Source organism: Desulforhopalus singaporensis (genome assembly GCF_900104445.1).
Lineage (GTDB): Bacteria > Desulfobacterota > Desulfobulbia > Desulfobulbales > Desulfocapsaceae > Desulforhopalus_A > Desulforhopalus_A singaporensis.
Map to the genome: position 1 here is coordinate 1 of NZ_FNJI01000018.1, position 24,435 is coordinate 24,435.

The window sequence follows — 24,435 nt, forward strand, 5'->3', positions numbered from 1 at the left end:
CCGCCATAGGCGATATCCAGAGTGAGCCGCCCTATCGCCGGCACCTCGATCTCCAGGTCTTTTTCAAACACAAAGCTGGGTACGCCCAGAAAAGTAACCTCGCAGGCACGGCCGTTTTCCACCCGTACCCGCACCCGGGTCAGCCCCGCGGGGGTGTCGAGATTGATAAAGGTCTCCGGCTCGGTGACCGGTACCATCCCGGTCTCAACCAGCGCCGTGGCCACCCCGATGGTGTCGTGGCCGCACATCGGCAGGTAGCCGCCGGTCTCGATAAAGATTGCCCCGACATCGGCTTCGGGATGCTTGGGTTCGGTGAGGATGACACCTGACATGACGCTGTGGCCCCGCGGCTCGAACATCAACGAAGTCCGGATCCAGTCCATGTTCTTTTTCAGGTACAACATCTTCTCGGCGATGCTGTCGCCGGGTATGTAGGGAACGCCGCCGGTGATGGTCCTGGTAGGCTCGCCCCCCGTATGGGTGTCGATGGATGTGAAACTGTTCTTGATTATCATTGTTCTTCCCAGGTGGTTTATTGGTACGCCAGTCTCGGCAGCGCCCGGCTGTCAGGGACTAAGAGTTTGCCCGCTCTTTTTCTGCTGTTTTATCGGTCTGACGGTTTCTTCAGCGGCTTTTAACCGCACTCCTGTTTCAACCGTTGCGCCACCATCTTTTCAGGAAATGGCCGCCGTCCATATCCCATCCACCGCCGATCTTGTCCTGGGTACCGATATCTTCTGCAAGCCCCTGAACCACATTGGCAAAGCCTGGAACAATGCAGGCCCCCTGGTCTTTGATGATCAGCTGGATATCGCGATAGATCTCCATTCGCCTGGATTCATCCAGTTCCGCCCTGGCGGAAAGAATAAGCTGATCAAGCTTTTCGTTTTTGTAGTGACTTTCGTTCCACTTGGCATCGGAGAGGTAGGCAAGAGAGAGGATCATGTCCTCCACCGGTCTCGACCCCCAGTTGCTTGCGCAAAAAGGTTTCTTCAGCCAGACATTGGACCAGTATCCGTCGCTTGGCTCCTGGATGACATTGATAGTAATCCCCGCTTTTGTCGCGCTCTCCTTGAACAGTACGCCTGCGTCGACCGCTCCGACGTAGGCTCCGTCGGAACAGTGGTAGTCGACCGTAAGATTGCCAAGCCCCGCCTTCTTGAGGTGAAACTTCGCCTTGTCCGGATCGTAGGTACGCTGGGGGATATCGGCGGCGTGGAAGCGGAAAGCCGGGCCGATCGGGTGGTCGTTGCCTATTTGCCCATATCCCCGCAACACCTTTTCAAGAAATTCCTCCCGGTTTATCGCATGCATCAGCGCCAGCCGGGCATCGAGATTGTCAAAAGGTGCGGTGTCGGCGAACATCGGCAGGGTGTAGTGCCTGGTGCTCGGCACATCGAGGATGCGGACTTTTTGTACCCGCTGGAGACGGCTGACCATTTTCAGGTCAACCCTGTTAATTACGTCAACAGCCCCGGAGACAAGTGCAGTCAACCTGGCGTTGCCGTCATTGATTGCGACGAATTCCGCCGAGTCGAAATAACCGAATTCTTGCTGCCATCCGGTCGTATTGCGTTTAAGCGTTGCCTGCACCCCCGGTTCAAACGACTCAAGAGTATACAGGCCGGTGCCGACTCCGGAGAGGTAATCGGCCTTTCCGTCTTTAGCCGGGGCAATATTCAGGTGGTAGTCGGTCAAAAGGTACGGGAAATCGGCATTGCCGCTCTTCAACTGGAATACAATCAGGTCGTTCCCGTCCTTTTTTATATCGGCAATTCCGGACAGTAATCCTTTGGCACCCGACTTGGAGTTTTCCCCCCGATGCATGTTGATGGAGGTTATCACGTCTTCCGCCCCGAGTGATTTACCGTTGCTGAAAGTGACCCCTTTCCTGAGCCTGAAGGTCCATGTTTTGGCATCGGGAGAAGGCTCCCAGCTTTGAGCAAGCGCAGGCTTTACCAGGTTGTCCTGACCGAGCTCGACCAGGTTGTCCCGAATCGAGAACCCGATCGAGATCATGAACGTGTCATCAAAGGTTGTGGCATCAAGGGAGTTGGAAGCCGATGCTCCTGCCAGTCCGGCACGCAGATGTCCGCCTTTTACAGGACCACCAAATGCGCTCGAATGCAGCAGATGCGGGGAAATCATTAGCGATGCCCCCAGGGCCGACGCTTTCACCATGAAATCACGCCGTGACAGGTCAATACAATTGCCGCTTTTTGTAGAATTGCTTCTCTCAGACATTAAGTTCCCTCCAACGAGCAAAGTTTACTATTGAAAAACGGGTTGGCCGTAACATCGCAGACATCTTTTGGACACTTGCTGCCCCATCACCATGCATCACCTTTACGGTCAGCAGTGATGTTATTTCACGGGAGCAAATTACATGCCAAGGTTTTTTCGGGTCAGGGAGGGAGAAACAGGCCAAGGATAAAGATGAGCTCCTCGAAAAAAAAATCAACGATCTTGATGTCATATCTGAAGATCGTAGGCAAAACAGCAGACGAGCTCCAAAAACAGTCACCAACCACACTGATAAAACCGCACCGATGCATGATGTTTTTTTGTAAAATTGAAAAATATCTTACATTATAGATGTATTTTTTACAGATCCGGAATAGAACTGATTATCCAAGAATGGACGTTCAACGCGGGATGTCATAATAATATAATTACCTGAGTTATTATCCCCAGGACAAACAGAATTTCTGGTGCTTGGTTTGCAGGGGATGTCAGTGCAATGAGCTTTGAGGCCCCCCGTCAGGATGGCTGTGGTTTAGTAATTCCCACCCAACAACACCCATTGCCTCTCCGGAGCTTACCGGTAGCATGAAAACTCATCATGCACACCTCCGGAGAATAAAGCTTGATCACTTCTGCCAGGGTGTGTTGACCGTTTGTGCTTGAGGATAAAGTGAAACCCGGAGACTGAATCAGATCGCAGTGATCAGTTCCGCCAATAGGGAAATATTACAGGAAAAGAGAAAGGCAATGACTACTTGTAGAGAGAAGCGGCTCAAGCTGGGTATGCACACATATACCCTGCACCTGAGCGGACTGGGAGAGAGCTGGGGGTTCAACAGTGAACATGCCTATGAAAAAACGATCGATCTGCTGGAACTGATGGAACTGGCCGCTGAATGGGGGCTCGATGGTCTTCATGTAACCAACGTCGACCTGGAAAGCCGTGACCCGAAACGTCTGGCGGAGGTAAAAGCTGCTGCCAAAGGGCACGATCTTTACCTGGAATACAACGTCTCCTTCAACGCCCCCTGCGATCCGCGGGTCAATTCATCGGTGCGACAAGCATTTTGCACAGCTCACGCCATCGGCGCCGACCTGGTAAAGTACAGTCTTGATATCGAGCGTCCGAGACCACTGTACGGCACCTGCATGCATCCGGACGTCATACGCCAGCTGAGCAATCGCTGCAATGAATTCAAGGCGAATATAGCCCTGATGGAAAAGCTTGGCGTGCGGCTTGCCATTGAAAATCATTGCGACACCTACGCCGATGAAATTATATGGATAATCGAGCAACTCAATCACCCGATGATCGGCGCCTGCCTGGATACCATCAACCCCCTGGTTGTGCTTGAAGGGCCTGAACAGGCGGTCAACAAGCTGGCTCCCTACGCTTTCTGCTGTCACCTCTGTGATAATAAGCTGGTGGTCGACGCCAACGGAACCCATTCCATTGGTGTCGCCATCGGCACCGGTGATATCGACTGCAACAAGGTCCTGCAGACCCTCAGGGACAACGCTCCCCTGGACCGCATTACTTTTGAGGTAGAGTGGGAAATGGGCGAAGATTCCATGGAAGTCGCCCGTAAAAAAGAACTCCAGGCCTGCCTTGACAGTATCGACTACTTGAGAAACGTATTGGGGATAGGCGCAAGGAACCGGTAGGCACCCGGCTTATTTCATAAAAATAAACATCTGCATCCAGGCTGTTTACCTGCAATGCGCTACACCATTAATCCCGATTGATTTTACGGGTGCAACGGGTAACTGTTTTTAAACTTCTGAAGACACGATCGCTTTCTCTTTTCCCGTAGTCGGAGTGCGACAATTTCGGGTTATGCCCGGATATGTAGATAAAAAACAATACGTAATCCAAATTTTAAGCCGCAATCATTGTAACAGCTAACGCCTTAATAGTAAGATACTGTCAGGACGGCACCCATATTTGCCGACAGATAGACACTCTGCGCGTTTCATCCCGTTACAGTGAACCCACCTGTTCTTTTTCAAACTCACGTGTAATGCGTAGATTTTGCTTATGACAGTATCAGGATATTCCGTTTTAAAATTTGACACCCGGCCCGAACGCAGACAATTATGCGCAATAAAGATCTTGATCTAGAGACAGTACTTTCACCAGCCTACCTGCAGATCTGGGAGAACTCCCTCCTTGGCGTAATGATACTTGATAAAGAAGGCCTTATTCTTTATGTAAACAAGATACTTTCCAGAACAGATGACCTGCTCGACCTGGATGTCATAGGCAAACCTATGACGAGCTTTTATGCTATCCAGGAAAGCGATCACCTCTCCATCCAGGCAATTAAAACCGGCAAACCGATTTTAAAGAAAACGGTAATTTACTATACGATAAAGAAAAAATTAGTGAACTCTTTATGCTCAAGTTTTCCATTGATTTCAAAAGGAAAAATTGACGGAGTCATTCATTTTTCTCTCAATCTGCAGGTCAGCCAGAACTTATTTGCAAGCTACCCTGCACCGAAAAAAAAGGTACCCCTCGTAAGCAGCCGTTATGCGGTCCCGCGAAAATATACCTTCGATTCAATTATCGGCAAAGATACCGTTCTCAACGACGCTATCGATTATGCCAGAGCAAACAGTCGTACCGATTTTCCGGCCTTAATCTGGGCGGAAACCGGTTGCGGGAAAGAACTGTTTGCCCAGGCGATTCATTACGAATCCACCAGGGCCGGCAAACCTTTTATCCCGATAAACTGTGCGGCAATTCCTGAAAATCTACTTGAAACCACCCTGTTTGGTACCGCCAAGGGTGCATTTACAGGGGCAATCGACAAATCGGGCCTTATTGAAAAAGCCGAAGGTGGAACTCTGCTGCTGGATGAGCTTAACTCAATGTCTCTTGATATGCAGGCAAAGCTTCTCAGGGTGGTGCAGGAAAAAAAAATCAGGCGGGTGGGAGCCCATCGGGAAAAACCGTTTGACGTAAAATTCATCTCAACCTGCAATATTCCACCGTCCCGGGCTCTGGAGGAGAACAAGATACGGCTCGATCTCTTTTACCGGCTGGCGGTCGTAGTGATCGAGATACCAACCCTGAAATCACGCAAATCGGATATTGCGCTTTTGTGCAGTCACTTTCTTGAAAAATGGACCCAGTCTAAACTGCATGTTGCCGATCAGATCACCATTTCCGATGAAGTATATGCTATTTTCAATAAATATCACTGGCCGGGCAATGTCCGTGAACTGGAACATACCCTGGCGTCAACCCTGACCTCTCTTGGCACTGAAAAAACTATTTACAAACATCATCTTTCTTCATATTTCATCGATAATTATGAAAAAACTATTGAAGACAGGATGCGGGGGGAAAAACTTTCAAGCCATCATCATCCATTTCACCATCCCGGCTATATGGATCAGGCTGACATGTCCGGTCACGACAAAATATGTTTAAAGACCGCCGTCGATATGTTCGAAAAAAAACATATCGAGCAAGCCCTGACAAGAGCGGGGTACAATATCTCGAAAGCCGGACGGCTGCTCAACCTCTCATCACAATCGCTACGTTACAAAATCAACAAGTTGAATATTCAATTAATAAACGATTAAGTTATCCTCTCTCCTTCAGGATTCATCAACGCCTGAAATTACTCCCCTGTCACACCCCGAGATATCTCGACTGCAGTTCAGGCTGCAAGCAAAGTTCTCCATTGGTGCCTGTCCAGACGATTTTTCCTTTTTCCATGATGTAGTGGCGATCGGCAATTCGAAACAGAGCGCCCAGGTTCTTATCGACAACGAGGATAGAGAGCCCTTTTGATTTCAAAATAGTGAGCCCACGCCAGATTTCCTGGCGAACCAGGGGAGCCAACCCCTCGGTCGCTTCGTCGAGGACAAGCAGTTTGGGGTTGATCATCAGCGCCCTGCCTATTGCGAGCATCTGCTGTTCTCCGCCCGACAGCTGATTGCCAAAACTATCCAGACGGTCTCCGATTCGTGGGAAAATAGTGAGAATATCATCCATGGTATACGGCTGAGCGGATCCGGTGTGATTGGCGGCAGTAACCAGAATATTTTCCCGGACCGTGAGGTTAGGAAAAATCTGCCTGCCTTCCGGTACCAGCCCGATACCAAGCCTTGCGATGCAGTAGCTCGGAGACGCCCCTATCTCTTTGCCACAAAAGGTTATGGTCCCTTTTCGTATCGCGGCCAGGTTCATGATCGATTTTATGGTGGTGGACTTGCCCATGCCATTGCGGCCGAGCAGGGTGACCACTTCACCCTCACCCACATCAAGAGACACCCCGAACAGAGCCTGGCTCTCGCCGTAATATGTATCGATTTCCCGTATCGTCAGCATTACCAGCCGTCACCAAGGTAAGCCTGCTGCACCCGTCGATTTTTTCTGACCTGATCAACCGGGGCGGTAAGTATCGCCTCTCCGTATACCAGCACAGTGACCATGTCGGCCAGGGAAAACACCACATCCATATCGTGTTCCACCAGCAAAATAGTCAGCGTACCCTTTAATTTTTCGATAAGCTTGGAAAGCTCAATCGTGCCCCCCGGTCCCATCCCGGCCATGGGCTCATCGAGTATGAGAAGCTCCGGATCTCCGGTGAGGGCCATGCCAACTTCGAGCTGACGCTTTTCACCGTGGGACAGATGACTTGCCTTGAGGTGTCGCCGATGAGCGAGATCGACCCGGCCAAGAGCACCTTCCAGTTTTTCCTTGACGATCCCGCTGCGCAGACTGTGACGCCAGAAATGAAAATTGTGGCCGCTGTGGGCGCAGATCGAGAGCGCCATATTTTCGCCTACTGTGAGATTTTCAAATATATGGGTTATCTGAAACGACCTGGCTATCCCCAGATGAGCACGCCGGTAATCTTTGAGGCGGGTGATATCCTGTGAATTATATATGATTTTACCGCTGTCGGGGAAAATATCGCCTGTAAGCTGGTTAACAAGCGTGGTCTTCCCGGCTCCGTTCGGACCGATAAGGGCGTGAACGTGGCCGCGGTCAATACCAAAGCTGAGGTCATTGGTTGCGGTGACGGCCCCAAAGGCTTTATTCAGCCCTTTCACCTCCATGATTTTATCATTCATTGCCGTTTTCCCCTCCGGCAACCAGACCGAAAAGCCCCCGCTTGGCAAAAATAACCACCAGCACCAGAAAAGGCCCCATGTATACCATCCAATGTTCGGTGTACATGGCAAGATTTTCCTCCACAAGAAGAAATACCGCGGCCCCGAGAACCGGCCCGAAAAGAGTTCCGAGCCCGCCGAGCAGCACCATCACCATCAGCTCCCCCGAGAGAGTCCAGTGCATGAGACCGGGACTGACGTACTCGGTCTGGTTTGCGAGCAGGCCGCCGGCAAGCCCGGCTCCGGCCCCGGCGATAACAAACAAGGCCAGCCTGTAGCTGTAGGAGTTTATGCCGAGCGCCCTGATTCGTCGCTCGTTATTGCTGCAACCGCGGACGATCAACCCAAATCGGGAATAGACAAGACGGCGCGCCACGAAGATGAAAACCAGCAACGACCCGAGGCACAGGTAATAAAAGTGGATGTCATTGCCAAGATCCATCCCGGGGATACTTGAGCGGGAATAGAGCGACAATCCGTCATCACCTCCGTATTTCTCAAGAGAGACAAAGAAATAGTAGAGCATCTGGGCAAAAGCCAGTGTAATCATGATAAAATGCATCCCTCTGGTGCGTAAACAGAGCGAACCGATAACCAGGGCGAACAGGGCACTGATCAGAACGGCGAGGGGCAGTACCAGCAGGCCGTTTTCGCTTCCCTCAAGAACAAAAGGCCAGGTAAAAAGCGGCTCCATCTCGGAGGCGTGATGAAAAAATATTGCCACGACATACGCACCGATGCCAACATAGGCTGCATGTCCCAGGCTTATCATGCCGGAAAACCCGAGGAGCAGATCCAGGCTCACCGCCGCAAGGCCGTAGATGAGTATTCTTGAAAACAGGGAAATGTAATAGTCGTGCCCAGACCAGGAAACGAGTATCGGCAGAATCACGAGCAGCAGCCCACCTGACGCGACGATACTATTTTTACGCAGTGTAGAAGTCATCAGCTGTGTGCGGGAAAAAGACCTTTGGGTTTTACAACCAGAACAGCCGCCATAAGAATATAGATTGCCATGGACGCAAGGGAGGAAGCGACACTATCAGCGGTGGACGAATCAAACAACATCCGAAAGACAGCGGGCAGAAACGCCCGTCCCAGAGTGTCAACAAGCCCTACCAGGACAGCTCCGGCCACCGCTCCGCGAATTGAGCCGATCCCCCCTATTACGATGACCACGAAAGTGAGAATCAGGATACTTTCCCCCATGCCCGACTCCACCGCCAGGATCGGTCCGGCCATAACTCCGGCAAGCCCGGCAAGGAGCGTTCCGAGCCCAAACACCAAGGTATAGAGCAGCTTGATATTAACGCCCAGCGCCCCCACCATTTTCCGGTTTACACCACCTGCCCGAATCTGCATCCCCAGCCTTGTTTTGGCAAAAAGCGCCCAGAGCGACACGGCGACCGCAAGCCCCACACCGATAACCGCGAGCCGATATACCGGATAGACAAGGCCTGGCAGCAACTCAACCGAACCCCCGAGCCAGAGCGGGACCTCCATGAACAGCGGCTGACGTCCCCAGATTATACGGGTCAGCTCGTTGAAAAACATGATAAGGCCGAAAGTGGCAAGCACCTGATCGAGATGCTCCCGCTCATACAGCCTGCGCAGAACGACAAACTCGACCACCATCCCGCAGAGCGCCGCAGCCGGAAGTGCCGCGGCCACCCCCAGCAAAAAGGAGCCGCTGGCGGCTGCCACGGTTGCGCCGACGTAGGCTCCGATCATGTAAAAAGAGCCGTGAGCCAGGTTGATCACCTGCATGATGCCGAAAACAAGGGTCAGACCCGCCGACATCAGAAACAAAGTTATTCCCAGCTGCAGACCGTTGAGAAACTGTTCAATTACCAGGAGCATAATAACCAGAGGCGGTAAAGCGCCTCCCTGTAATCAATATAACCTACATTTTACACTGCGACGCATACGCGTCGACATGGTCTGCGAAAACTTTTTTGACGGTCTTGTTGGTGTATCCCGTATCCGTCTTGACAACTTCCCGGATGTAGACATCCTGGACCGGATGCTGATTGGTCCCGAACCTGAAATTGCCGCGTACCGACGCAAAGTCGGCCTTTTTAAGCGCCGCCTTGAAAGCGTCGAGATTGTCCAGGTTGCCGCTGACGGCTTTCAGGGCACTGCCGATCAACCGGGCGGTATCGTATCCCTGGCCTGCGTACAGAGTCGGCATGCGCCCGTATGCTTCGACATAGGCTTTGACGAACTGCCGGTTTGCCTCATTATCCAGGTCATGGGTCCACTGGGAGCCGTTCTTAACGCCTACGGCGGCAGGTCCCACCGCATTCAGTATCCGTTCGTCAAAGGAAAAGGCCGGGCCATATACCGGAATCTCCCGGCCAAGCCCCGCCTGGGAATATTGCTTGAGAAAATTTATCCCCATCCCGCCAGGCAGAAAAAAGAACACCGACTCGGGTTTTGCGGCGCGGATAGCAGCTATCTCCGCCGCGTAGTCGGCCTGTCCCAGCTTGGTGTAGACTTCCGCTACGATATCACCCGTGAAATAGCGTTTGAATCCGGCGAGATGATCTTTTCCGGCGGGGTAATTGGGGGCCAGCAGGTAAACCGATTTATGCCCCGTCTCCGACACGTACTGACCCACCACCTCGTCGAGATTGTCGTTCTGGTAGGAAACGCTGAAATAATTTGGGCTGCACCCCTTGCCGGCAAGCTTTGACGGCGCGGCGTTGGTGCTCAGATAGACGACATCCTGGCGGACGACTTTAGGCACAACGGCCATGGCGACGTTTGAAAAAACTATGCCCGTGAGAATCCTGACCTTGTCTTTTTTGATATATCTCTCCGCAATCTGCTTGCCCTTGTCCGGCTTTCTGCCGTCATCCTCGACCATCAGTTCAACCGGAATCCCGCCAAGTTTTCCTCCCTCCTGGGCGATCGCAAGTTTAAAACCGTCCCTGGTGTCTTCGCCAAGATATCCCGCCTTGGTCGACAGTGTCGTAATCATCCCGATCTTTACAGGCTCGGCGATTGCGAGATGAGTGCATGCAGCAAGAAAAAACAGAACGAACACCACCTTCTTCATATTTTCCCCCTCAAGTAGATATTTGCGGTGAGCCATGCGATATCCACGCGGTGGCAACAGACAACCTCCCGGATACACACAATCGGACCAACAACGACAATAGCCAGGACAACTGCAGGCTCGAACTTTCGGCAGCAAATCTGCAAGACAACTGTTGACCGCTGGAATTAACAACACAACTAACCCTAGCCGAAGAACGGCGACGAGGCAACTTTTTCCGTGATGCTGGGCCCATCGAGCCTCCAACCGACTTATCAGCAATTTTCATGGAATTTCACTTGCGGCAAACGCAGATATCTGATTGTCTATGGGACCTGATCATAGCTGAATTAACGTCAACCAGGTGATGAAATGGACGGCGGAACTCTTCTGTTGTTTTTTATAACCGTATTCCCGCTGATTCTCACTCCGGGGCCGGATATTATCTTCACGGCATCCCAGGGACTTGCCAGAGGCAGGGCGGCGGCCCTCAAGGCGGTTGCGGGGATATTGCTCGGCTACACGGCCCACGGTATATTGTCGGCTTTCGGCATCGCGGCGTTGGTATCGGCCTCTCCCTTTCTTTTTTCCGTGCTCAAATGGATCGGCGTCATCTACCTGTTCTGGCTCAGCGCGCAGATTCTCTACTCGGCCTTCAGCAAAAAGGGCGGGATCAGGCTGCAGACACCGGACAACGTCTCTTTATGGCGCGGGTTTTTCACCAGTTTCCTGAACCCTAAAGGACTGCTGATGTACCTGGCCATTTTGCCGCAGTTTATATCTCCCGGCGCCAGCGCAGCCGTTCAGGCGCTGATCCTGTCGATACTGTTCATTCTCGGCTGCGCGACGGTTTACAGCGCAGTCGGGGTGCTTGCCTCCAGGGCTCACGGCAGCGGGATATCGGCCATCGCCCGGCGGCGGCTGGAAACTTTTACCGGCCTGATGCTGGCCGGCGCGGCCCTGAAACTGGCGGGCGAAGTCCATTGACCGGCAAACGGGAGAGAACATTGGGCAGTGAAGTAAACCCGGATCCGCCCCCTTGCTCTACTGCTTGAAAAACTTGAGCAGGGCATGCAGGGTTGTCAGCGGATGGGGCGGACACCCGGGGATATAGAGGTCGACGGGAATAAGACTGTTGAGGTCGCCGACAATTTCATCACTGCCGTAAAACGGTCCGCCGGAGATCGCACAGCTGCCGCTGGCAATCACCACCTTTGGCGAAGGTACCGCCTCATAGGTGGCCAAAAGCGCCTGTTTCATATTGCGGGAAACGGGGCCGGTGACATGGATACCGTCGGCATGCCTTGGCGAGGCGACAAAATCAATGCCGAAACGGGAAAGGTCAAAGAATGGGGTGTTGAGCACATTGGTATCCGCTTCGCAGGAATTACATCCCGCCGCCGAGACCTGGCGAAGCTGAAGAGACCGGCCGAACAGTTTTTTGAAGTGGCGCCTGGAATGATCCGCCAGGTCCGGCATCTCACCCGTTGTCACCAGTGCTTTTCGAGAAGCGCTGCCCAACTCAAAGTTGGTGCTGAAGCGGACGAACTCCCCGTCCCCCTCGGCTTCACACTGGCCGCAGAATACGCACCTGCCCAGATCAATGGATTTTTCCTCAGAATTTATGGCATCCTGGGGACATAGTGCCGCACACCTGTCAACAATCTCCTCGCTGCACTGCCCGTTTATTACCGGCATTCCCCGGTATCGGCGATAGAGGGAGATCGGCTTTTTGGGGTATTCGGAAGTCTTGCATCCCTGCTCGAATCTATTTTTTATAATTTTCAGCATAATAACCTCCAGACCGACCCGGAAAACGGATGCGATCTCTTAACAACATCTCATTTACAGGTCAAATCCGCAGTAGGAGAGGTTGAAACTCTTGTTGCACAGTGGAAAATCCGAGATCTCCTGGTTTCTCAGCGACATCGCCAGACCGGTCCAGTTATGAAAAGACGGATCCTTGATCTTGTAGCGCACAATCTTTCCGGCGGAATCGGTGAGAATACAGTGCGACACCTCCCCCCTCCATCCCTCGTTCACGGTTACCACAAAGGCGTCCGGGGCAAGCCGGTGCTCCCCCGCCCGCACCGCGGTCGGGATGTCGCCGTCTTGTTCATACATTTTCACAAGGGTGTCAATAAGCGTCAGCGAATGCATAATCTCTTCTCTTCTCACCGTCGCCCTGCTGTTGACGTCACCGTTTATCACCCGGTTTCTGTTCGTCCCGAGCTCCCGGTAACATTCACTTGGAAACGCGACCCTCACGTCGTAGGCCAACCCGCAGGCCCTGCCCGCATAACCGACGAGACCAAGGTCTTTTGCGGTTTGATACGCCACCGTGCCGGTATTTTCGAACCTGGCCAGGACCGTATGGGCGGTGAAAAGCAGATCGCACACATGTTCTATCTCCGGTCTGATCTCAGCAATTTTTTCCTTTATGAGCAGACACTGCTCCTCACCCATGAGATGAGCAACCCCGCCCGGCCTGAGAAGCCCCTTGCCGAAACGGTTGCCGCAGAGCACCTGCAACAGGTTCAGGAATTCGCCCCTGATTCTTCCCAAATAGGCGGCGGGCGGATTAAAGGCCACATCTCCGCTTAAGGCACCGAGGTCGCCGACATGATTGGCGATACGCTCAAGCTCCAGGGCTATGCAGCGGACGATGCTTGCCTTTTTATCGACCCCGAGTCCGGCAAGGGCCTCAATACCCTGGCACAGGCACAGGTTGTGTCCGACTGCCGTATCTCCGGCTATCGATTCAGCGACAATCGGATACCGCTTTTGCGGCAGCTTCGGCATCATTTTCTCGATGCCCCGGTGCTGGTAACCGAGCTGGATTTCCAGGTGCAGCACTTCTTCCCCGGCGCACTGAAAACGAAAATGCCCCGGCTCGATGATTCCTGCATGAACCGGCCCCACACCAACCTCGTGAATCGACTCCCCGCCGATTGCAAAATAGGGATAGTTGCCGGGGATTTCCTTACTGTAATCGTTGGCAAAGACGTCCTTTTCTCCTGAATAATTCTCGTGGTAGCGCACCATTTTCAGCCACGGGTGTCCGTCGGGTTTGAGACCGTACTGTTCTGCAATCTCCCTCTCGAACATGTGAAATTTTTCGCTCACCGCCCCCGTAAACGATTTAAAGATAGTGCCGACCTCGGTCTGCAGGACATAGAGGTCGTGGTTGCGTACCACCGCCACCAGACGGTACTGCCCGTTTTCCTCATAGGCGAAAAACTGGACGATAAAGCCGTCATTTTTAACGAACTCGGAGAGTGTCCTGAAAAAGTCGCCATAATCCACCCGCGGTATGGAAGATCTCAAGACCGCTACTCCGTTTTTTATTCGCAAAAGATTATCCATGAATACCACCAATCATCTTAATCGAGTCGATTATTGTCACGTATACGGTTTCAGGCATCCAGAAGCACAGCACCAGCGAAGTGAGCAGCAGGGCGTAGGCGGGAATAAACCGGAGAGGTTTCTCGCCGAGCCCGGCAGCTGTCGTGGCCTCGCCGAACGACATGGCCATAAACACCCTGCCGCAGCCGGCAACTGCCAGGATCAGCGCAAAAACAAACAGGACGACACTGACGTACCAGTGTCCCCTGATCGCGCCGATGACAACCATAATCTCGCTGACAAACATGCCAAACGGCGGCAGCCCGCAGAGCCCCACGAACCCGGCGAAAAACGAGACGAAAGTCCGCGGCAGGCTGTGAATAATTCCACCGATGCGGCCTGCCTGTTTGGTGCCGAAGCCAAGCAGGATGTTTCCGGCGGAAAGAAAGAGTGACGACTTCAGCAGGGAGTGGTGAATGAGGTGGATGAAGGCACCGTACAACGCGAGCCCGCCGATCCCGACCCCAAAGGAGATTATCCCCATATTTTCAATGGAGGAATAGGCCAGCATCCGTTTATAGTCCGGCTGGCCGACAATAAAAACTGCGCCAACCAGCATGGAACAGAGCCCGAAACCGACCAGGACACTGCCGGAAAAATCGCCGAGCCCGGCACTGTTCATCAGTACATGGGTCTTGTATATGCCGAGAAAGGCACAGTTCAGCAGAGCTCCGGACAACAGCGCCGACGCAGGACTCGGAGCTTCGCTGTGGGCGTCAGGCAGCCAGGTGTGCATCGGCGCAAGCCCCATCTTGGTTCCGAACCCGATTACGATAAACACAAAGCCCGCCTTGAGCCAGACCGGGTCAAGCCTTGTTGCCACCGTATTGAGCGAGGTGAACGTCAGGGGACCGGCGATATTGCCGAGATCCATGGCAAGGGTGATGAAAAAGATCCCGAGCAGCGCAAGGGCGATCCCCACCGAGCAGATGAGGACATATTTCCAGGTCGCTTCCAGGGCCTGTTTCGAACGATGGATAAATATAAGCGGCGCGCTCACCAGAGTCGTCGCCTCAATGGCAATCCAGAGCACTATGGGGTGGTCGGAAAGGGCCACCATGGACATGGTACCGAGAAAAAGCATCATGCAGCAGCTGAACACCCGCGCATGAGCCATCTTCGTTTCAATCACATAGGAAAATGCGTAACACGAGATGGCGACAAAAATTATGGAAGTCACCAGGAGAATGAGCAGCCCCTCCGGTGCGGCGGTAAAAAATGCGGGATAGAGGGGAGAGAGGCTGGCGTGCCAGATCATGAGCGTCAGCAACAGATGGCCCGCCGCCGTACCAGCAAGAACAAACCTGCTTGATTTTGCCGGTGCAGCCAGGGAAACCAGCCCCATGACAAAGGGGAATAAAAAGACAGATTCTATCATTGTTTCAATCCTTTAGTTGTCCCAGCAAGGTCGTGTCGATATCATCGAAAGCGGTATTGATGTTGTTGAGGATAATGCCCATGATCATAACCCCCACGAGGAGGTCAAGCAGCACCCCGAATTCAACGATGTAAATTGTATGACTGCGCTTGGTGAGGGCGGTGCCGATCAGGTAGATGCCGTTTTCCAGCATCAGGTAGCCGATCACCTGGGTAATGGCCTTGCGCCTGGCCATCATCAGGAAAAATCCTGCGGCAAGCGTACTGTTTGCGGTAATAAGCGCAAAAGAGCGGCCCTCCGGCAGGCTGAGATGGAGCGAGTTTACGATAAACACCGAACCAAGCAGGACCGCAAGGCCCGTGACGATAGAGGCGTGATAACCGACGATGGGCTCTATCTCGCGCTTGATCGACACCCGCTTCACCGCCCAGTAAAGGAGCACCGGAATAAGCGCCCCCTTTATGAAGATCATGACCAGGTAAAAAAGGGCGGCACCTCCGTCGGGAATTTCATGACTATTGAGAAACAACGGTGTCACTGACACCATGACCCCCTGCAGAGCCATGATCTTCACCAGCGCCATAAGTCTTGTCGACCCGAGCGACAACAGCACAGAGAGGAGGATAAGGACCAGAATAAAGTCGGCGAAATTGATCATTGGAACACCCCCATTGTCAGTATGGCCGCAAAGAAAACCAGGGCAAACGAGGTAAGGACGAATTGCGGAACAAGATTCATTCTGAACCTGGCGGTAATGGACTCGACCACGCCGATCGCTCCGTAAATGAGCACCATAAGGGTCGTGAAAATAATACCATTGAGCAGTCCTGCACCAGCAGAGAACGGATAGATGAGATGAACGATAAACGCCGAATAGAAAAAGAGTTTATAAAAGGACGCCAGTTCGATAAGAGCCAGATCCGGTCCGCTGTGATCGAGAATCATCACCTCATGGATCATGGTCAGCTCCAGATGGGTCGCCGGATCGTCAACCGGCACCCTGGAACACTCGGTGAGCATCACCATGAACATGGATACGATAACCAGAACAAGCAGCGCCCCGGAGGGATCGACCAGGGAAACGGGGTTGTCGCCGAGAAAATATTCACTGAAGCTGAGCGAGCCGTTTATCCGGCAGAAAAGGATGAGAACGGTAAAGATGGTCAATTCAGCTATTGTTGAGAAGAAAACCTCCCGGGCAGCTCCCATGCCCTCGAACGGCGAGGCGGTATCCAGTGCCGCAACAACGGTAAAAAACCTGCCGGTCCCAAGGATATAAAAAAGAGCTATTACATCGCCATGAAACGAGAAGAGCGGCTCAACTCCACCAAAGGGGAAAAAACTGAGCACCAGAAGCGCCGAACCAAAACCGACCGTCGGCCCCAGTCTGAAGACAAAAGTTGTACTGGTGCTGTACACCGAACATTTTCGCAACAGTTTTGCCAGGGTGTAATATTTGATCAACAGGGGCGGCCCCTTTTTACCGGCAAAAAATGCTTTTGTCTTCAGGATAATACCTGGAAAAAGGGGCGCAGCCAGAAGCACTAGGCACAGCAAGATATACTTTTCCATTATTTACCTCGGTATCAACAGTGACAGCTATATCGACAGATCAGATAAATGGCAGAAGTACAATGATCGTCACGATGATATAGCCGATGTACAATTGAATATGTCCATGCTGTATCCAGCGGAGTTTACCTAAAAAATAGAGCATCGGCGTGACTATGCGGTCAGCCAGCACGGTCTCGGCGATGTCGTCCACGCGGGTCTCATAACAAGGTCTGTCGGGGAAAATTCTCTTTATCCCGGAGTATCTGGTTCTTATATGCACAAAAAAACTGAAGAATTTGACAACACTCATGGCGTATGATGTTCCGGTGTACTGCATCCGCGCCGCAGGCTGGGTAAAGCCGCATCCCCAGGTGGGACCTGTGCGTATTTTTTTGCCCAGGTAGAAGATTTTTCTCAGCACCACACAACAGAGGAACAGCCCCGCAAACAGACGACCGGCCAGCGCCAGGTTGGCCGTTGCCGCGACGAGGTCTGCTGCGGCCGCGGTCGAGACCGGGACCAGGCCCTTTAATCCCATGAACGCAACCTGAACGAATGGTTCGGGGAAAATTCCGATGACGACGCACGCGCCGGCAAGAACAGCCATCGGCACGGTGGCGCAACATCGTGTTTCCACAGCAGATGCTGCCTGTCCGGTTCTCGGTTCCCCGAGAAAGACCAGTCCGACCACCTTGGTAAAACAGGCGGCAGCCAGCCCGCCTGTAACAGCGAGAGATAATATGGCGAGCATGGACAGGATGAACAGCCCCCCCGCCGCGCCAAGTCCCTGGAACGCTCCGTAATAGATCAGGAATTCACTTACGAAACCGTTAAAGGGCGGCAGCCCGGAAATGGCGACCGAACCGACCATAAAGGTCCTGCCCGTAATCGGCATACGCTTGAGCAAACCTCCCAGCTGGTCAATATGGTTCACTCCGGTCTTCTTCAGTACCGCTCCAGCCCCGAGAAACAGCAAGGACTTGAACACCGCATGATTGAGTACGTGGAGCAGACCTCCGACAAAACCAAAAACCGCCATTTTCATATTTCCTGAAGAAACCCCCACCATGCCGATACCGAGACCAATCAGGATGATGCCTATATTCTCGACACTGTGATACGCGAGCAACTTTTTGAGATCATGCTTTCCAAGCGCATAAACAACTCCCAGCACCCCCGAAACCATACCCGCAAGAAGAATTGTCTGGCCAAGAACCGTCCCCGTTGTCCCCAGCAGTGCGTAGAAGCGGACGATGCCGTAAATTCCCATCTTGATCATGACTCCCGACATTATTGCCGAGATATTGGACGGTGCGGCCGGATGGGCGTGCGGCAGCCATATATGCAGCGGGAACATTCCTGCCTTGGAGCCGAACCCGACAAGTGCCAGCATAAACACCACTGGTTTTATCTGCTCCGGCAGCTGCGCCAGGGCGACAAGATCAAAGGAGGCCGAATACCCGTACGCAAGCCCCATGGCGGCGAAAATAAAAGCAGCACCGGTCTGGGTGAAGAGGAGATAAATGTATCCCGCCCTGCGACTGGTCTTGTTCTGGTAGTCGTGGATCACCAGCATAAAGGAGGAGACGGACATCAACTCCCAGGCCAGGACAAAACTGGCAATGGTGTCGGCGGCGACCACCAGCGCCATGGCAATGATGAGGACGTTGGTGAAAAAGAAATGCACCCCCGTCTCTATCTTACTGTTCGAGTCGTCCATATAGTGAAAACTGTAGAGCACGGCCAGCGGACAGACGCCAAATATCGGGACGAGAAAAAATGCTGAAAGAGAATCCAAAAAGAAGCGGAGTTGAAAAAAATGCAGCCAGTGCAGGGAGTATGGACCTGCAGCCGCTCCCGAGAAAATAGTCACCGCCCCGTACAGACCGAGCAGACAGCCAACAACGGTAATGGTAGTGTAGACCGCTTTCATCAGGCGGAAAAACCGGAAGATGACCAACGGCAGGAGTCCGCCGACAAACAGGACAACAACTGAAAGGGAAAAAATCTCCATCGCTCCTCGCAAAGAATGTGATTAGCCGCTACGCCGGATATTGAGCCGGCCGAGCTGTCTTTATCGGACCCATCTGGCACGAGCAATATATATACCAGCTCTCTTGCATATCAGATAAGATCTCGATATCACGAAACTATCAAGCAGCACACGGGAAGATATCGTTGTCTATACCGCCAAATTTCGCGCTATGGGCAGTGATGCCGGGGCAAATTGCCCCGGCATCACTGCCCATAGCGCGAAAAGACAAGACACGTCACGGATGAAACAACAGGACGGGGGAAAACATCAAACGGATAGCCAGGCAGCGGGTTCTTGAGTGAGGCATTATGCCCCGACAGGGCATAATGCCTCACTCAAAAGGAAAATCGCAGTTTGCGGATCATGACCAGCAACAATGGACGCATCAGGAAGCGTCGCTCTCCTCATAGCGCTGCAGCTTCCGGTAAAGGGTTTTCCGGTCCACCCCCATGATCCGTGCGGCCAGGGTTCTGTTGCCCCCGGTGGTTTTGAGCACATACATGATATAACGCCGCTCCATCTCCTCCAGGGAAATAAGCTCGGCGGGGTCCTGCGCCGACAGGAGGAAATGATCGTTGCGATAAAAGCGTATCTTTTCGGGCAGGTCTTCGGGGACTACCGTATCAAAATGGGTCAAGGCGACGGCATGCTCCATGGCGTTGCGCAGTTCCCGGACATTACCGGGCCAGTTATACCCCAGGAGCTTTTCCGCAGCCGCGTCGGAAATGCCGATGATCGCCTTGTTCTGCCGCTCCGACAACTGCTCCATGAAATTTCTAGCAAGCAGGAGGATATCCGCCCCCCTGGCGCGAAGAGGAGGCATCTCTATCTGTATCACATGGAGCCGGTAGTAGAGATCTTCCCGGAAAAGACCGTCTTCAACAGCCGACTCCAGATCCCGGTTGGTGGCGGCGATTATCCGCACGTCAAACGGGTGTTCCACCGTTCCGCCAACCGGCCGGACGCAGCGCTCCTCCAGCGCCCGCAAAAGCTTCGGCTGAAGGTCCAGGGGTATTTCCCCCACCTCGTCAAGGAACAGGGTTCCGCCGTCGGCCTCAAGGAACAGTCCCGTAGTGTCGCTTCTTGCGTCCGTAAAAGCACCTTTTTTGTGGCCGAACAGCTCACTCTCCAGCAGCTGTGCCGGCATGGCGGCGCAGTTGATGGTGGTCAGCGGACGATCGCTGCGGCGGCTGTGGTTGTGCACCGCCCTGGCAACAAGCTCCTTGCCCGATCCGCTCTCCCCCGTAATCAAAAGAGACGCCTCCGAATCGGCGATACGGTCCAGCTGGGAGAACAGCTTCTCCATTACCGGACTGTTGCCGAGCAGGTTGTCAAAGCGTCGCGGCTGCCTGGCGACATCGCTGAGATGCTTGACGGTCTGCTGAAGTTTTCGATAACGGGCGGCCCTTTCAAGGGACAGCGACAAAAGATCCATGTCAAGCGGCTTGATCACGAAATCATAGGTTCCCGCGCGAATAGCTGCTATGGCGGTCTCCATGGAACCGAAAGCGGTCATCACGACCACCGGGATATCGGGGAGATTGTTGACAATCTCATTGCAGATATCCAGGCCGTTCATATCCGGCAGATTTATATCGACAAGCACCACATCGGTGTTTCGCAGATCGACGGCGTCGAGTCCTTCCCTTCCGGAGGTATAGGTAGACACTGAAAAATCCCGCCGGGTGAGACCGACTTTGAGCATATTGCACATTTCCTGGTCATCTTCGATGACAACAATATTTCCTTTCATGCTTTTTCAGTCCTTCATCGGGAGATAAACCGAAAAACAGGCGCCGTTCTGCACATTGCTTTCCACGTCTATCCAGCCGCCATGTTCTTCTACTATGCCGTGGGCAATCGAGAGCCCCAGCCCCGTACCGGTACCTATGGTCTTGGTGGTGAAAAAAGGGGTGAAGATATGCTCCAGGTCATCCTTGCGGATACCTCCACCCTCATCCACTATCCGTATCTTCATCATTTTCGCAGAACCTGACTGCGCATTCTGTTTTCCTGGGCCCTGCACGTTGGAGAGGTTGACGTACACCTTGCCCCCCTCCGGCATTGCCTGTACGCTGTTCATGAGCAGATTGACCAGCACCTGCTGGATCTGGGAGCCGTCTACCCGCAGCTGCACCTCGGCGCTTTCTTCTTTTACAAGCGAAAAGCAGACCCGCTGCTTACTCGCCATTGGATGCAAAAAATCAAAAACCTGGCGTATGAGAAAAGCTATATTTTCAGTTGCTATATCCTGCTTGGGCCTCCTGGTGAAATCGAGCAGCTGCCTGACGATGGCGGTCATCCTCTCCGCCTGGTTCCTGATGATTTCGGCGCACTGTTTTATTTCCCCCGGTTCCAGTTCCTCATTTATGATCATCTTCGCCCTGCCGTCCACAACGTTCAGGGGGGTTCCCATTTCATGGGCAATATTTGCGGCAATAAGGCCGAAGGTCGATAGCCGCTCGGTATGACGAAGCTGCTCGATGGTCTTGAGGCGGGCATCGTATTCCAGGCTCAATTTTTCCCTTGCGGCAAGCAGGTGCGACCTCATGTTGTTCATCGTCCTGGCAAGCTCGCCCAGCTCGTCCTCGCCCACCGCCATCGGCTCGGCATCCAGGTCCCCGCTCCCTATGCGTTCCGCCTCCCTGGTAAGCTGCTGCAGCGGAATACGGATGTTGCGGTTCATGAAAAAATAGAGGATAGTGCCGCTGAAAAGCGCCAAAAAGAAAAACACACTCACCCCTCTCCTGGTCATGCGGCTGGAGAAATTTTCAAGGGCGGCAACAGGCTGGATCAGCTCCAGCACCCCCTGCCGCACTGCTCCGGTATCGACCGGGTAATACGTGCAGAGGACATCGCCCCGGCTCGCCAGCCTCCTGTTGAGGGAAACCGGCTCTCCTTCGTTTACCTTTTGCAGCCGTTTTTTATCTTCGGCACCAACCGTTGAAGAAGCAAGCAACACATCCATCCACACCCAGCCGATATCCATCACCCCCGGAGTACCAGCCTCCTCAAGCAGAGCCAGAGCCTCTTTTTCGCCGCGTTCTTTCCAGACACGGGAAATCATGCCGGCTATGCTTCTCCCGTCCTGTACGGCGCTGGCAATCATATCGGTCTTGAACTGTCCAACCTCTGCCCGGAAGCTGAGATATTCGTCAACGGCTATTAACAACAGAACTCCGAGCAGCAGATAGCAAAACAGCCGATAAAAAAGTTTCATATGTTTCCCATGGGTACAGCTTTTTTATGGAGGGGAGAGACTCTCGCCGTCAATGGGCTAACGGGTCTCTGAAAGTTCCGCGGAAATGACCCGGGCGGTGACCACCAGCTGACTGGCTATATCTTCTATTGCCTCGTTATCGACCTGAAGACCAGACATGGTGATGGCGGCCGCCACCTTGCCGCGATTGAAGATCGGCGCCGAAACGCAGGTCAGAAACTTATGAAACTCCCTGTCGTCCACCGCATAGCCCTGCTCCTGGACTTTTTTTATTTCCCTCTTGTAGGTCCCGGCGTCCATGATGGTGTTGTCGGTAAAAGCGGTAAACCGTAAGGAAGCCATAGCCTTGGTCTGTCTCGCCGCCGGCATGTTGGCAATAAGCACCTTACCCGACGCCGAAGCATGGACGTAGCTTGTCCCGCCCGATGCGCCCGGCGCGATTATCGACCCTGGCGGGGAATGTTCAAAAACGTAATTCAGGCTGCCGTTTTCGTAGAGGACGAGGGAACCGACCATTTGCAGCTTTTCCGCCAGTGCAACGATGTGCGGCGAGGCAACCTCGTCGATTTCCTGCTCGGCGGCGTATGCCCGGCCGACCTCGCCGGCCATGTAACCGATAAAAAAGCGCTTGCCCTTTTCCCGCAGAAAATCAACCTGCCGCAGGGTCTGGACAATATCAAAGGTGCTCGTTTTGGGCAGCTTTAACGCTGTGCCGATTTCCGTAACCGTCATTCCATCAGGTGCTGTGGCGAGCAACCTCAGGATTTCAGTCGCCCGCAATGTCGTTCTATTTACTTTCATTTATCTCAGTACGCCCTCCGATTTATGTGCCCGTGTATCGCCAAAACAGATTTCCCCGACAACCCCCCAGACATTATCCATTAACGTTTCTGCTTTCAACAATGTTTTCGCAAATGCGAACAATTTACCAGATCCCGCCCCTCTGACCAGTGTTGTTTTACACCAAAATCGCATTTGCGACAAAAATATCGTATATGCAAACAAATTTATTGACACGGAGGTGTGCTTTGGTAAAGTGGCTTCACTTAACCGAAGATTTGCATGTTCGGTTAAAGGGTGTTTATGAACAGTTCATGACAGTCTTGAAGATCCGGTTGTACAAGAGGTGTAACAGGGAGATGATGAGATCCATAACGCTTCGTCGCCTGGCGAAGCAACAAGCGAGGTAAATTTAATGTCAGAGAACAAGCCGTATATTCTGGTTGAGTGGAATGACACTGAGACCGATGCCAAGGGATGGCTTTGCGCCTACAATTTTGTAAACAATTATTGCGGCGGCGGCACCCGCATGCATCCAACCGTCACCGCCGAGGAGGTTGTTCGCCTGGCAACCGCCATGGGATACAAATACAATGCCTGTGAATCGAAGACGACTGGCGGCTGCAAAGGAGGCATCGCCTACGACTACAGAGCTCCGGACGCAAAAGATGTGTTGCGGCGCTACCTGATAGCCATGTCCCCCTATATCAGGTGCGGGGTCTCCATCGGCGGCGACCTTGGCGTCGACTACGGTGATGTACTTGACATTCTTGATGACATAGGAATCGGTCTTCCCCAGACCGAGGCCATGCGCAACGACCCCGAACAGCAAAAACGGATCAAGGACCACGACGATGTCTGCAAGATGACCTACGATGGTTTTACCATGTACGACATGATCACGGGATACGGCTCTGCGGCGGCCCTGGACGAAGCGTGGAAATTCAAGGGAAACGGCAACGGTGCCCGGGTGGTATTGCAGGGATTCGGATGTGCGGGGGCAAGTCTTGCCTACTGCCTCGATAAGTGGGGATACAAGATTGTCGGTATTTCCGACGCCAACTGTCTGATCTCCTGCGAGGAAGGCCTGGATGTGAAAAAGCTGGTCGCAACGCGCAAGCCAAAGGGCGAAATGGACCCCCAGGCGTTTGACCCTTCCTATGCAGTCCGCTCCAACACTGAGTGGCTTGATGTCGATTGCGACATCCTGGTCCCGGCTGCCCTGGAAGACGTTATCAACGCAGGAAACGTTGACAAGGTCAAGGCCTCTCTCATCGTTGAGGCCGCAAACATTCCGGTCACCCCGCAAGCGGATGCGATACTTGCTGAAAAAGGCGTCGACGTGTGCGTCGATTTCATCACCAACATGGGAGGCATCAGGATTTACGAAGTGGTACTGTTCGGTCTGGTCGAACCCGAACCCAACGCTATTGCCGAAGACACGATGAATATCATCCGGCGGCAGACCCGGCGAGTGTTTGAGGAGGCCGCCAGATCAGGCAAGACCACTCGTCAGGTGGCCCGAGAGCTCTTTGCGCCGGCAAAATCCGGACATCCGGACATGCCTACTATTTGAAGAAAACGACCCGGTTACAGCAACCTGACTGAAACCGGGTTATTTGTTTATTGACCCCACTATCCTGCAG

At 53.1% G+C, this 24,435-nt stretch carries 20 protein-coding genes; 4 read left to right on the plus strand and 16 right to left on the minus strand.

The annotated features are described in order from the left end of the window. Positions 1 to 515, minus strand: a 515-nt coding sequence (locus BLQ17_RS12885) for a proline racemase family protein (protein WP_176761218.1), incomplete at its 3' end; no start/stop codon positions are given. Between the two features lie 136 nt (positions 516 to 651). Continuing rightward, positions 652 to 2,244 (minus strand): ABC transporter substrate-binding protein, encoded by a 1,593-nt coding sequence (locus BLQ17_RS12890; protein WP_092223486.1) that lies wholly within the window; start codon positions 2,242 to 2,244, stop codon positions 652 to 654. A gap of 747 nt (positions 2,245 to 2,991) precedes the next feature. Between BLQ17_RS12890 and BLQ17_RS12900 the strand changes: the two genes are divergently transcribed. Beyond that, complete coding sequence (locus BLQ17_RS12900; protein ID WP_092223490.1) at positions 2,992 to 3,909, plus strand: sugar phosphate isomerase/epimerase family protein; 918 nt, start codon at positions 2,992 to 2,994, stop codon at positions 3,907 to 3,909. A 432-nt stretch (positions 3,910 to 4,341) separates the two neighbouring features. Further along, on the plus strand, positions 4,342 to 5,838 hold the full coding sequence (locus tag BLQ17_RS12905) for a sigma-54 interaction domain-containing protein (protein ID WP_092223492.1): 1,497 nt from the start codon (positions 4,342 to 4,344) through the stop codon (positions 5,836 to 5,838). A gap of 49 nt (positions 5,839 to 5,887) precedes the next feature. On the opposite strand, the gene BLQ17_RS12910 is transcribed toward BLQ17_RS12905, so the two are convergent. Genes BLQ17_RS12910 through BLQ17_RS12930 form a run of 5 tightly spaced genes read right to left on the minus strand, consistent with a single transcriptional unit; the run spans position 5,888 to position 10,438 of the window. Next, positions 5,888 to 6,589, minus strand: a complete 702-nt coding sequence (locus tag BLQ17_RS12910) for an ABC transporter ATP-binding protein (RefSeq protein WP_092223494.1) — start codon at positions 6,587 to 6,589, stop codon at positions 5,888 to 5,890. After that, complete coding sequence (locus BLQ17_RS12915) at positions 6,589 to 7,338, minus strand: ABC transporter ATP-binding protein (protein WP_092223496.1); 750 nt, start codon at positions 7,336 to 7,338, stop codon at positions 6,589 to 6,591. Before BLQ17_RS12915 ends, BLQ17_RS12910 begins: the two co-directional genes overlap by 1 nt. Next, a complete protein-coding gene (locus tag BLQ17_RS12920; RefSeq protein WP_092223498.1) occupies positions 7,331 to 8,323 on the minus strand; it encodes a branched-chain amino acid ABC transporter permease in 993 nt (330 codons plus the stop codon). The genes BLQ17_RS12915 and BLQ17_RS12920 overlap by 8 nt, the downstream gene beginning before the upstream one ends. Then, positions 8,323 to 9,237, minus strand: a complete 915-nt coding sequence (locus BLQ17_RS12925; RefSeq protein WP_092223500.1) for a branched-chain amino acid ABC transporter permease — start codon at positions 9,235 to 9,237, stop codon at positions 8,323 to 8,325. Before BLQ17_RS12925 ends, BLQ17_RS12920 begins: the two co-directional genes overlap by 1 nt. 43 nt (positions 9,238 to 9,280) lie before the next feature. Then, positions 9,281 to 10,438: an ABC transporter substrate-binding protein gene (locus BLQ17_RS12930; protein WP_092223502.1), complete on the minus strand. Its 1,158-nt coding sequence runs from the start codon at positions 10,436 to 10,438 to the stop codon at positions 9,281 to 9,283. Between the two features lie 351 nt (positions 10,439 to 10,789). Here BLQ17_RS12930 and BLQ17_RS12935 point away from each other — a divergent pair, with 351 nt between their 5' ends. Continuing rightward, the gene (locus BLQ17_RS12935) at positions 10,790 to 11,404 is read left to right on the plus strand and encodes a LysE family translocator (RefSeq protein ID WP_092223504.1); all 615 of its coding nucleotides are present in this window, start codon (positions 10,790 to 10,792) and stop codon (positions 11,402 to 11,404) included. A 57-nt stretch (positions 11,405 to 11,461) separates the two neighbouring features. Here the strand turns inward: BLQ17_RS12935 and BLQ17_RS12940 are convergent, their stop codons facing one another. The 9 genes from BLQ17_RS12940 to BLQ17_RS12980 form a co-directional block, all read right to left on the minus strand. Then, positions 11,462 to 12,208 (minus strand): NADH-quinone oxidoreductase subunit B family protein, encoded by a 747-nt coding sequence (locus BLQ17_RS12940; protein WP_092223507.1) that lies wholly within the window; start codon positions 12,206 to 12,208, stop codon positions 11,462 to 11,464. Between the two features lie 54 nt (positions 12,209 to 12,262). Further along, positions 12,263 to 13,783 (minus strand): hydrogenase large subunit, encoded by a 1,521-nt coding sequence (locus BLQ17_RS12945; RefSeq protein ID WP_092223509.1) that lies wholly within the window; start codon positions 13,781 to 13,783, stop codon positions 12,263 to 12,265. Continuing rightward, on the minus strand, positions 13,776 to 15,200 hold the full coding sequence (locus BLQ17_RS12950; RefSeq protein WP_092223511.1) for a proton-conducting transporter transmembrane domain-containing protein: 1,425 nt from the start codon (positions 15,198 to 15,200) through the stop codon (positions 13,776 to 13,778). The genes BLQ17_RS12945 and BLQ17_RS12950 overlap by 8 nt, the downstream gene beginning before the upstream one ends. A 4-nt stretch (positions 15,201 to 15,204) precedes the next feature. Beyond that, positions 15,205 to 15,858 carry a hydrogenase gene (locus tag BLQ17_RS12955; RefSeq protein WP_092223513.1) on the minus strand — a complete coding sequence of 218 codons (654 nt, stop codon included), beginning with the start codon at positions 15,856 to 15,858 and terminating at the stop codon, positions 15,205 to 15,207. Next, positions 15,855 to 16,772 (minus strand): respiratory chain complex I subunit 1 family protein, encoded by a 918-nt coding sequence (locus BLQ17_RS12960; protein ID WP_092223514.1) that lies wholly within the window; start codon positions 16,770 to 16,772, stop codon positions 15,855 to 15,857. Before BLQ17_RS12960 ends, BLQ17_RS12955 begins: the two co-directional genes overlap by 4 nt. Positions 16,773 to 16,812: 40 nt before the next feature. Next, positions 16,813 to 18,768 carry a proton-conducting transporter transmembrane domain-containing protein gene (locus BLQ17_RS12965; protein ID WP_092223516.1) on the minus strand — a complete coding sequence of 652 codons (1,956 nt, stop codon included), beginning with the start codon at positions 18,766 to 18,768 and terminating at the stop codon, positions 16,813 to 16,815. 406 nt (positions 18,769 to 19,174) lie between these two features. After that, positions 19,175 to 20,542 carry a sigma-54-dependent transcriptional regulator gene (locus BLQ17_RS12970; RefSeq protein ID WP_092223518.1) on the minus strand — a complete coding sequence of 456 codons (1,368 nt, stop codon included), beginning with the start codon at positions 20,540 to 20,542 and terminating at the stop codon, positions 19,175 to 19,177. Between the two features lie 6 nt (positions 20,543 to 20,548). Further along, the gene (locus BLQ17_RS12975; RefSeq protein ID WP_092223520.1) at positions 20,549 to 22,009 is read right to left on the minus strand and encodes a sensor histidine kinase; all 1,461 of its coding nucleotides are present in this window, start codon (positions 22,007 to 22,009) and stop codon (positions 20,549 to 20,551) included. Positions 22,010 to 22,066: 57 nt separating this feature from the next. After that, a complete protein-coding gene (locus BLQ17_RS12980; protein WP_092223522.1) occupies positions 22,067 to 22,810 on the minus strand; it encodes an IclR family transcriptional regulator in 744 nt (247 codons plus the stop codon). 394 nt (positions 22,811 to 23,204) lie between these two features. Here BLQ17_RS12980 and BLQ17_RS12985 point away from each other — a divergent pair, with 394 nt between their 5' ends. Then, the gene (locus BLQ17_RS12985) at positions 23,205 to 24,365 is read left to right on the plus strand and encodes a Glu/Leu/Phe/Val dehydrogenase dimerization domain-containing protein (RefSeq protein ID WP_092223524.1); all 1,161 of its coding nucleotides are present in this window, start codon (positions 23,205 to 23,207) and stop codon (positions 24,363 to 24,365) included. The last annotated feature ends 70 nt before the right edge of the window (positions 24,366 to 24,435 follow it).

Excerpts from the sequence above, each read along its gene's own strand:
- BLQ17_RS12890 (WP_092223486.1), bottom strand. The coding sequence starts at position 2,244 with ATGTCTGAGAGAAGCAATTCTACAAAAAGCGGCAATTGTATTGACCTG.
- BLQ17_RS12900 (WP_092223490.1), top strand. The coding sequence starts at position 2,992 with ATGACTACTTGTAGAGAGAAGCGGCTCAAGCTGGGTATGCACACATAT.
- BLQ17_RS12905 (WP_092223492.1), top strand. The coding sequence starts at position 4,342 with ATGCGCAATAAAGATCTTGATCTAGAGACAGTACTTTCACCAGCCTAC.
- BLQ17_RS12910 (WP_092223494.1), bottom strand. The coding sequence starts at position 6,589 with ATGCTGACGATACGGGAAATCGATACATATTACGGCGAGAGCCAGGCT.
- BLQ17_RS12915 (WP_092223496.1), bottom strand. The coding sequence starts at position 7,338 with ATGAATGATAAAATCATGGAGGTGAAAGGGCTGAATAAAGCCTTTGGG.
- BLQ17_RS12920 (WP_092223498.1), bottom strand. The coding sequence starts at position 8,323 with ATGACTTCTACACTGCGTAAAAATAGTATCGTCGCGTCAGGTGGGCTG.
- BLQ17_RS12925 (WP_092223500.1), bottom strand. The coding sequence starts at position 9,237 with ATGCTCCTGGTAATTGAACAGTTTCTCAACGGTCTGCAGCTGGGAATA.
- BLQ17_RS12930 (WP_092223502.1), bottom strand. The coding sequence starts at position 10,438 with ATGAAGAAGGTGGTGTTCGTTCTGTTTTTTCTTGCTGCATGCACTCAT.
- BLQ17_RS12935 (WP_092223504.1), top strand. The coding sequence starts at position 10,790 with ATGGACGGCGGAACTCTTCTGTTGTTTTTTATAACCGTATTCCCGCTG.
- BLQ17_RS12940 (WP_092223507.1), bottom strand. The coding sequence starts at position 12,208 with ATGCTGAAAATTATAAAAAATAGATTCGAGCAGGGATGCAAGACTTCC.
- BLQ17_RS12945 (WP_092223509.1), bottom strand. The coding sequence starts at position 13,783 with ATGGATAATCTTTTGCGAATAAAAAACGGAGTAGCGGTCTTGAGATCT.
- BLQ17_RS12950 (WP_092223511.1), bottom strand. The coding sequence starts at position 15,200 with ATGATAGAATCTGTCTTTTTATTCCCCTTTGTCATGGGGCTGGTTTCC.
- BLQ17_RS12955 (WP_092223513.1), bottom strand. The coding sequence starts at position 15,858 with ATGATCAATTTCGCCGACTTTATTCTGGTCCTTATCCTCCTCTCTGTG.
- BLQ17_RS12960 (WP_092223514.1), bottom strand. The coding sequence starts at position 16,772 with ATGGAAAAGTATATCTTGCTGTGCCTAGTGCTTCTGGCTGCGCCCCTT.
- BLQ17_RS12965 (WP_092223516.1), bottom strand. The coding sequence starts at position 18,768 with ATGGAGATTTTTTCCCTTTCAGTTGTTGTCCTGTTTGTCGGCGGACTC.
- BLQ17_RS12970 (WP_092223518.1), bottom strand. The coding sequence starts at position 20,542 with ATGAAAGGAAATATTGTTGTCATCGAAGATGACCAGGAAATGTGCAAT.
- BLQ17_RS12975 (WP_092223520.1), bottom strand. The coding sequence starts at position 22,009 with ATGAAACTTTTTTATCGGCTGTTTTGCTATCTGCTGCTCGGAGTTCTG.
- BLQ17_RS12980 (WP_092223522.1), bottom strand. The coding sequence starts at position 22,810 with ATGAAAGTAAATAGAACGACATTGCGGGCGACTGAAATCCTGAGGTTG.
- BLQ17_RS12985 (WP_092223524.1), top strand. The coding sequence starts at position 23,205 with ATGTCAGAGAACAAGCCGTATATTCTGGTTGAGTGGAATGACACTGAG.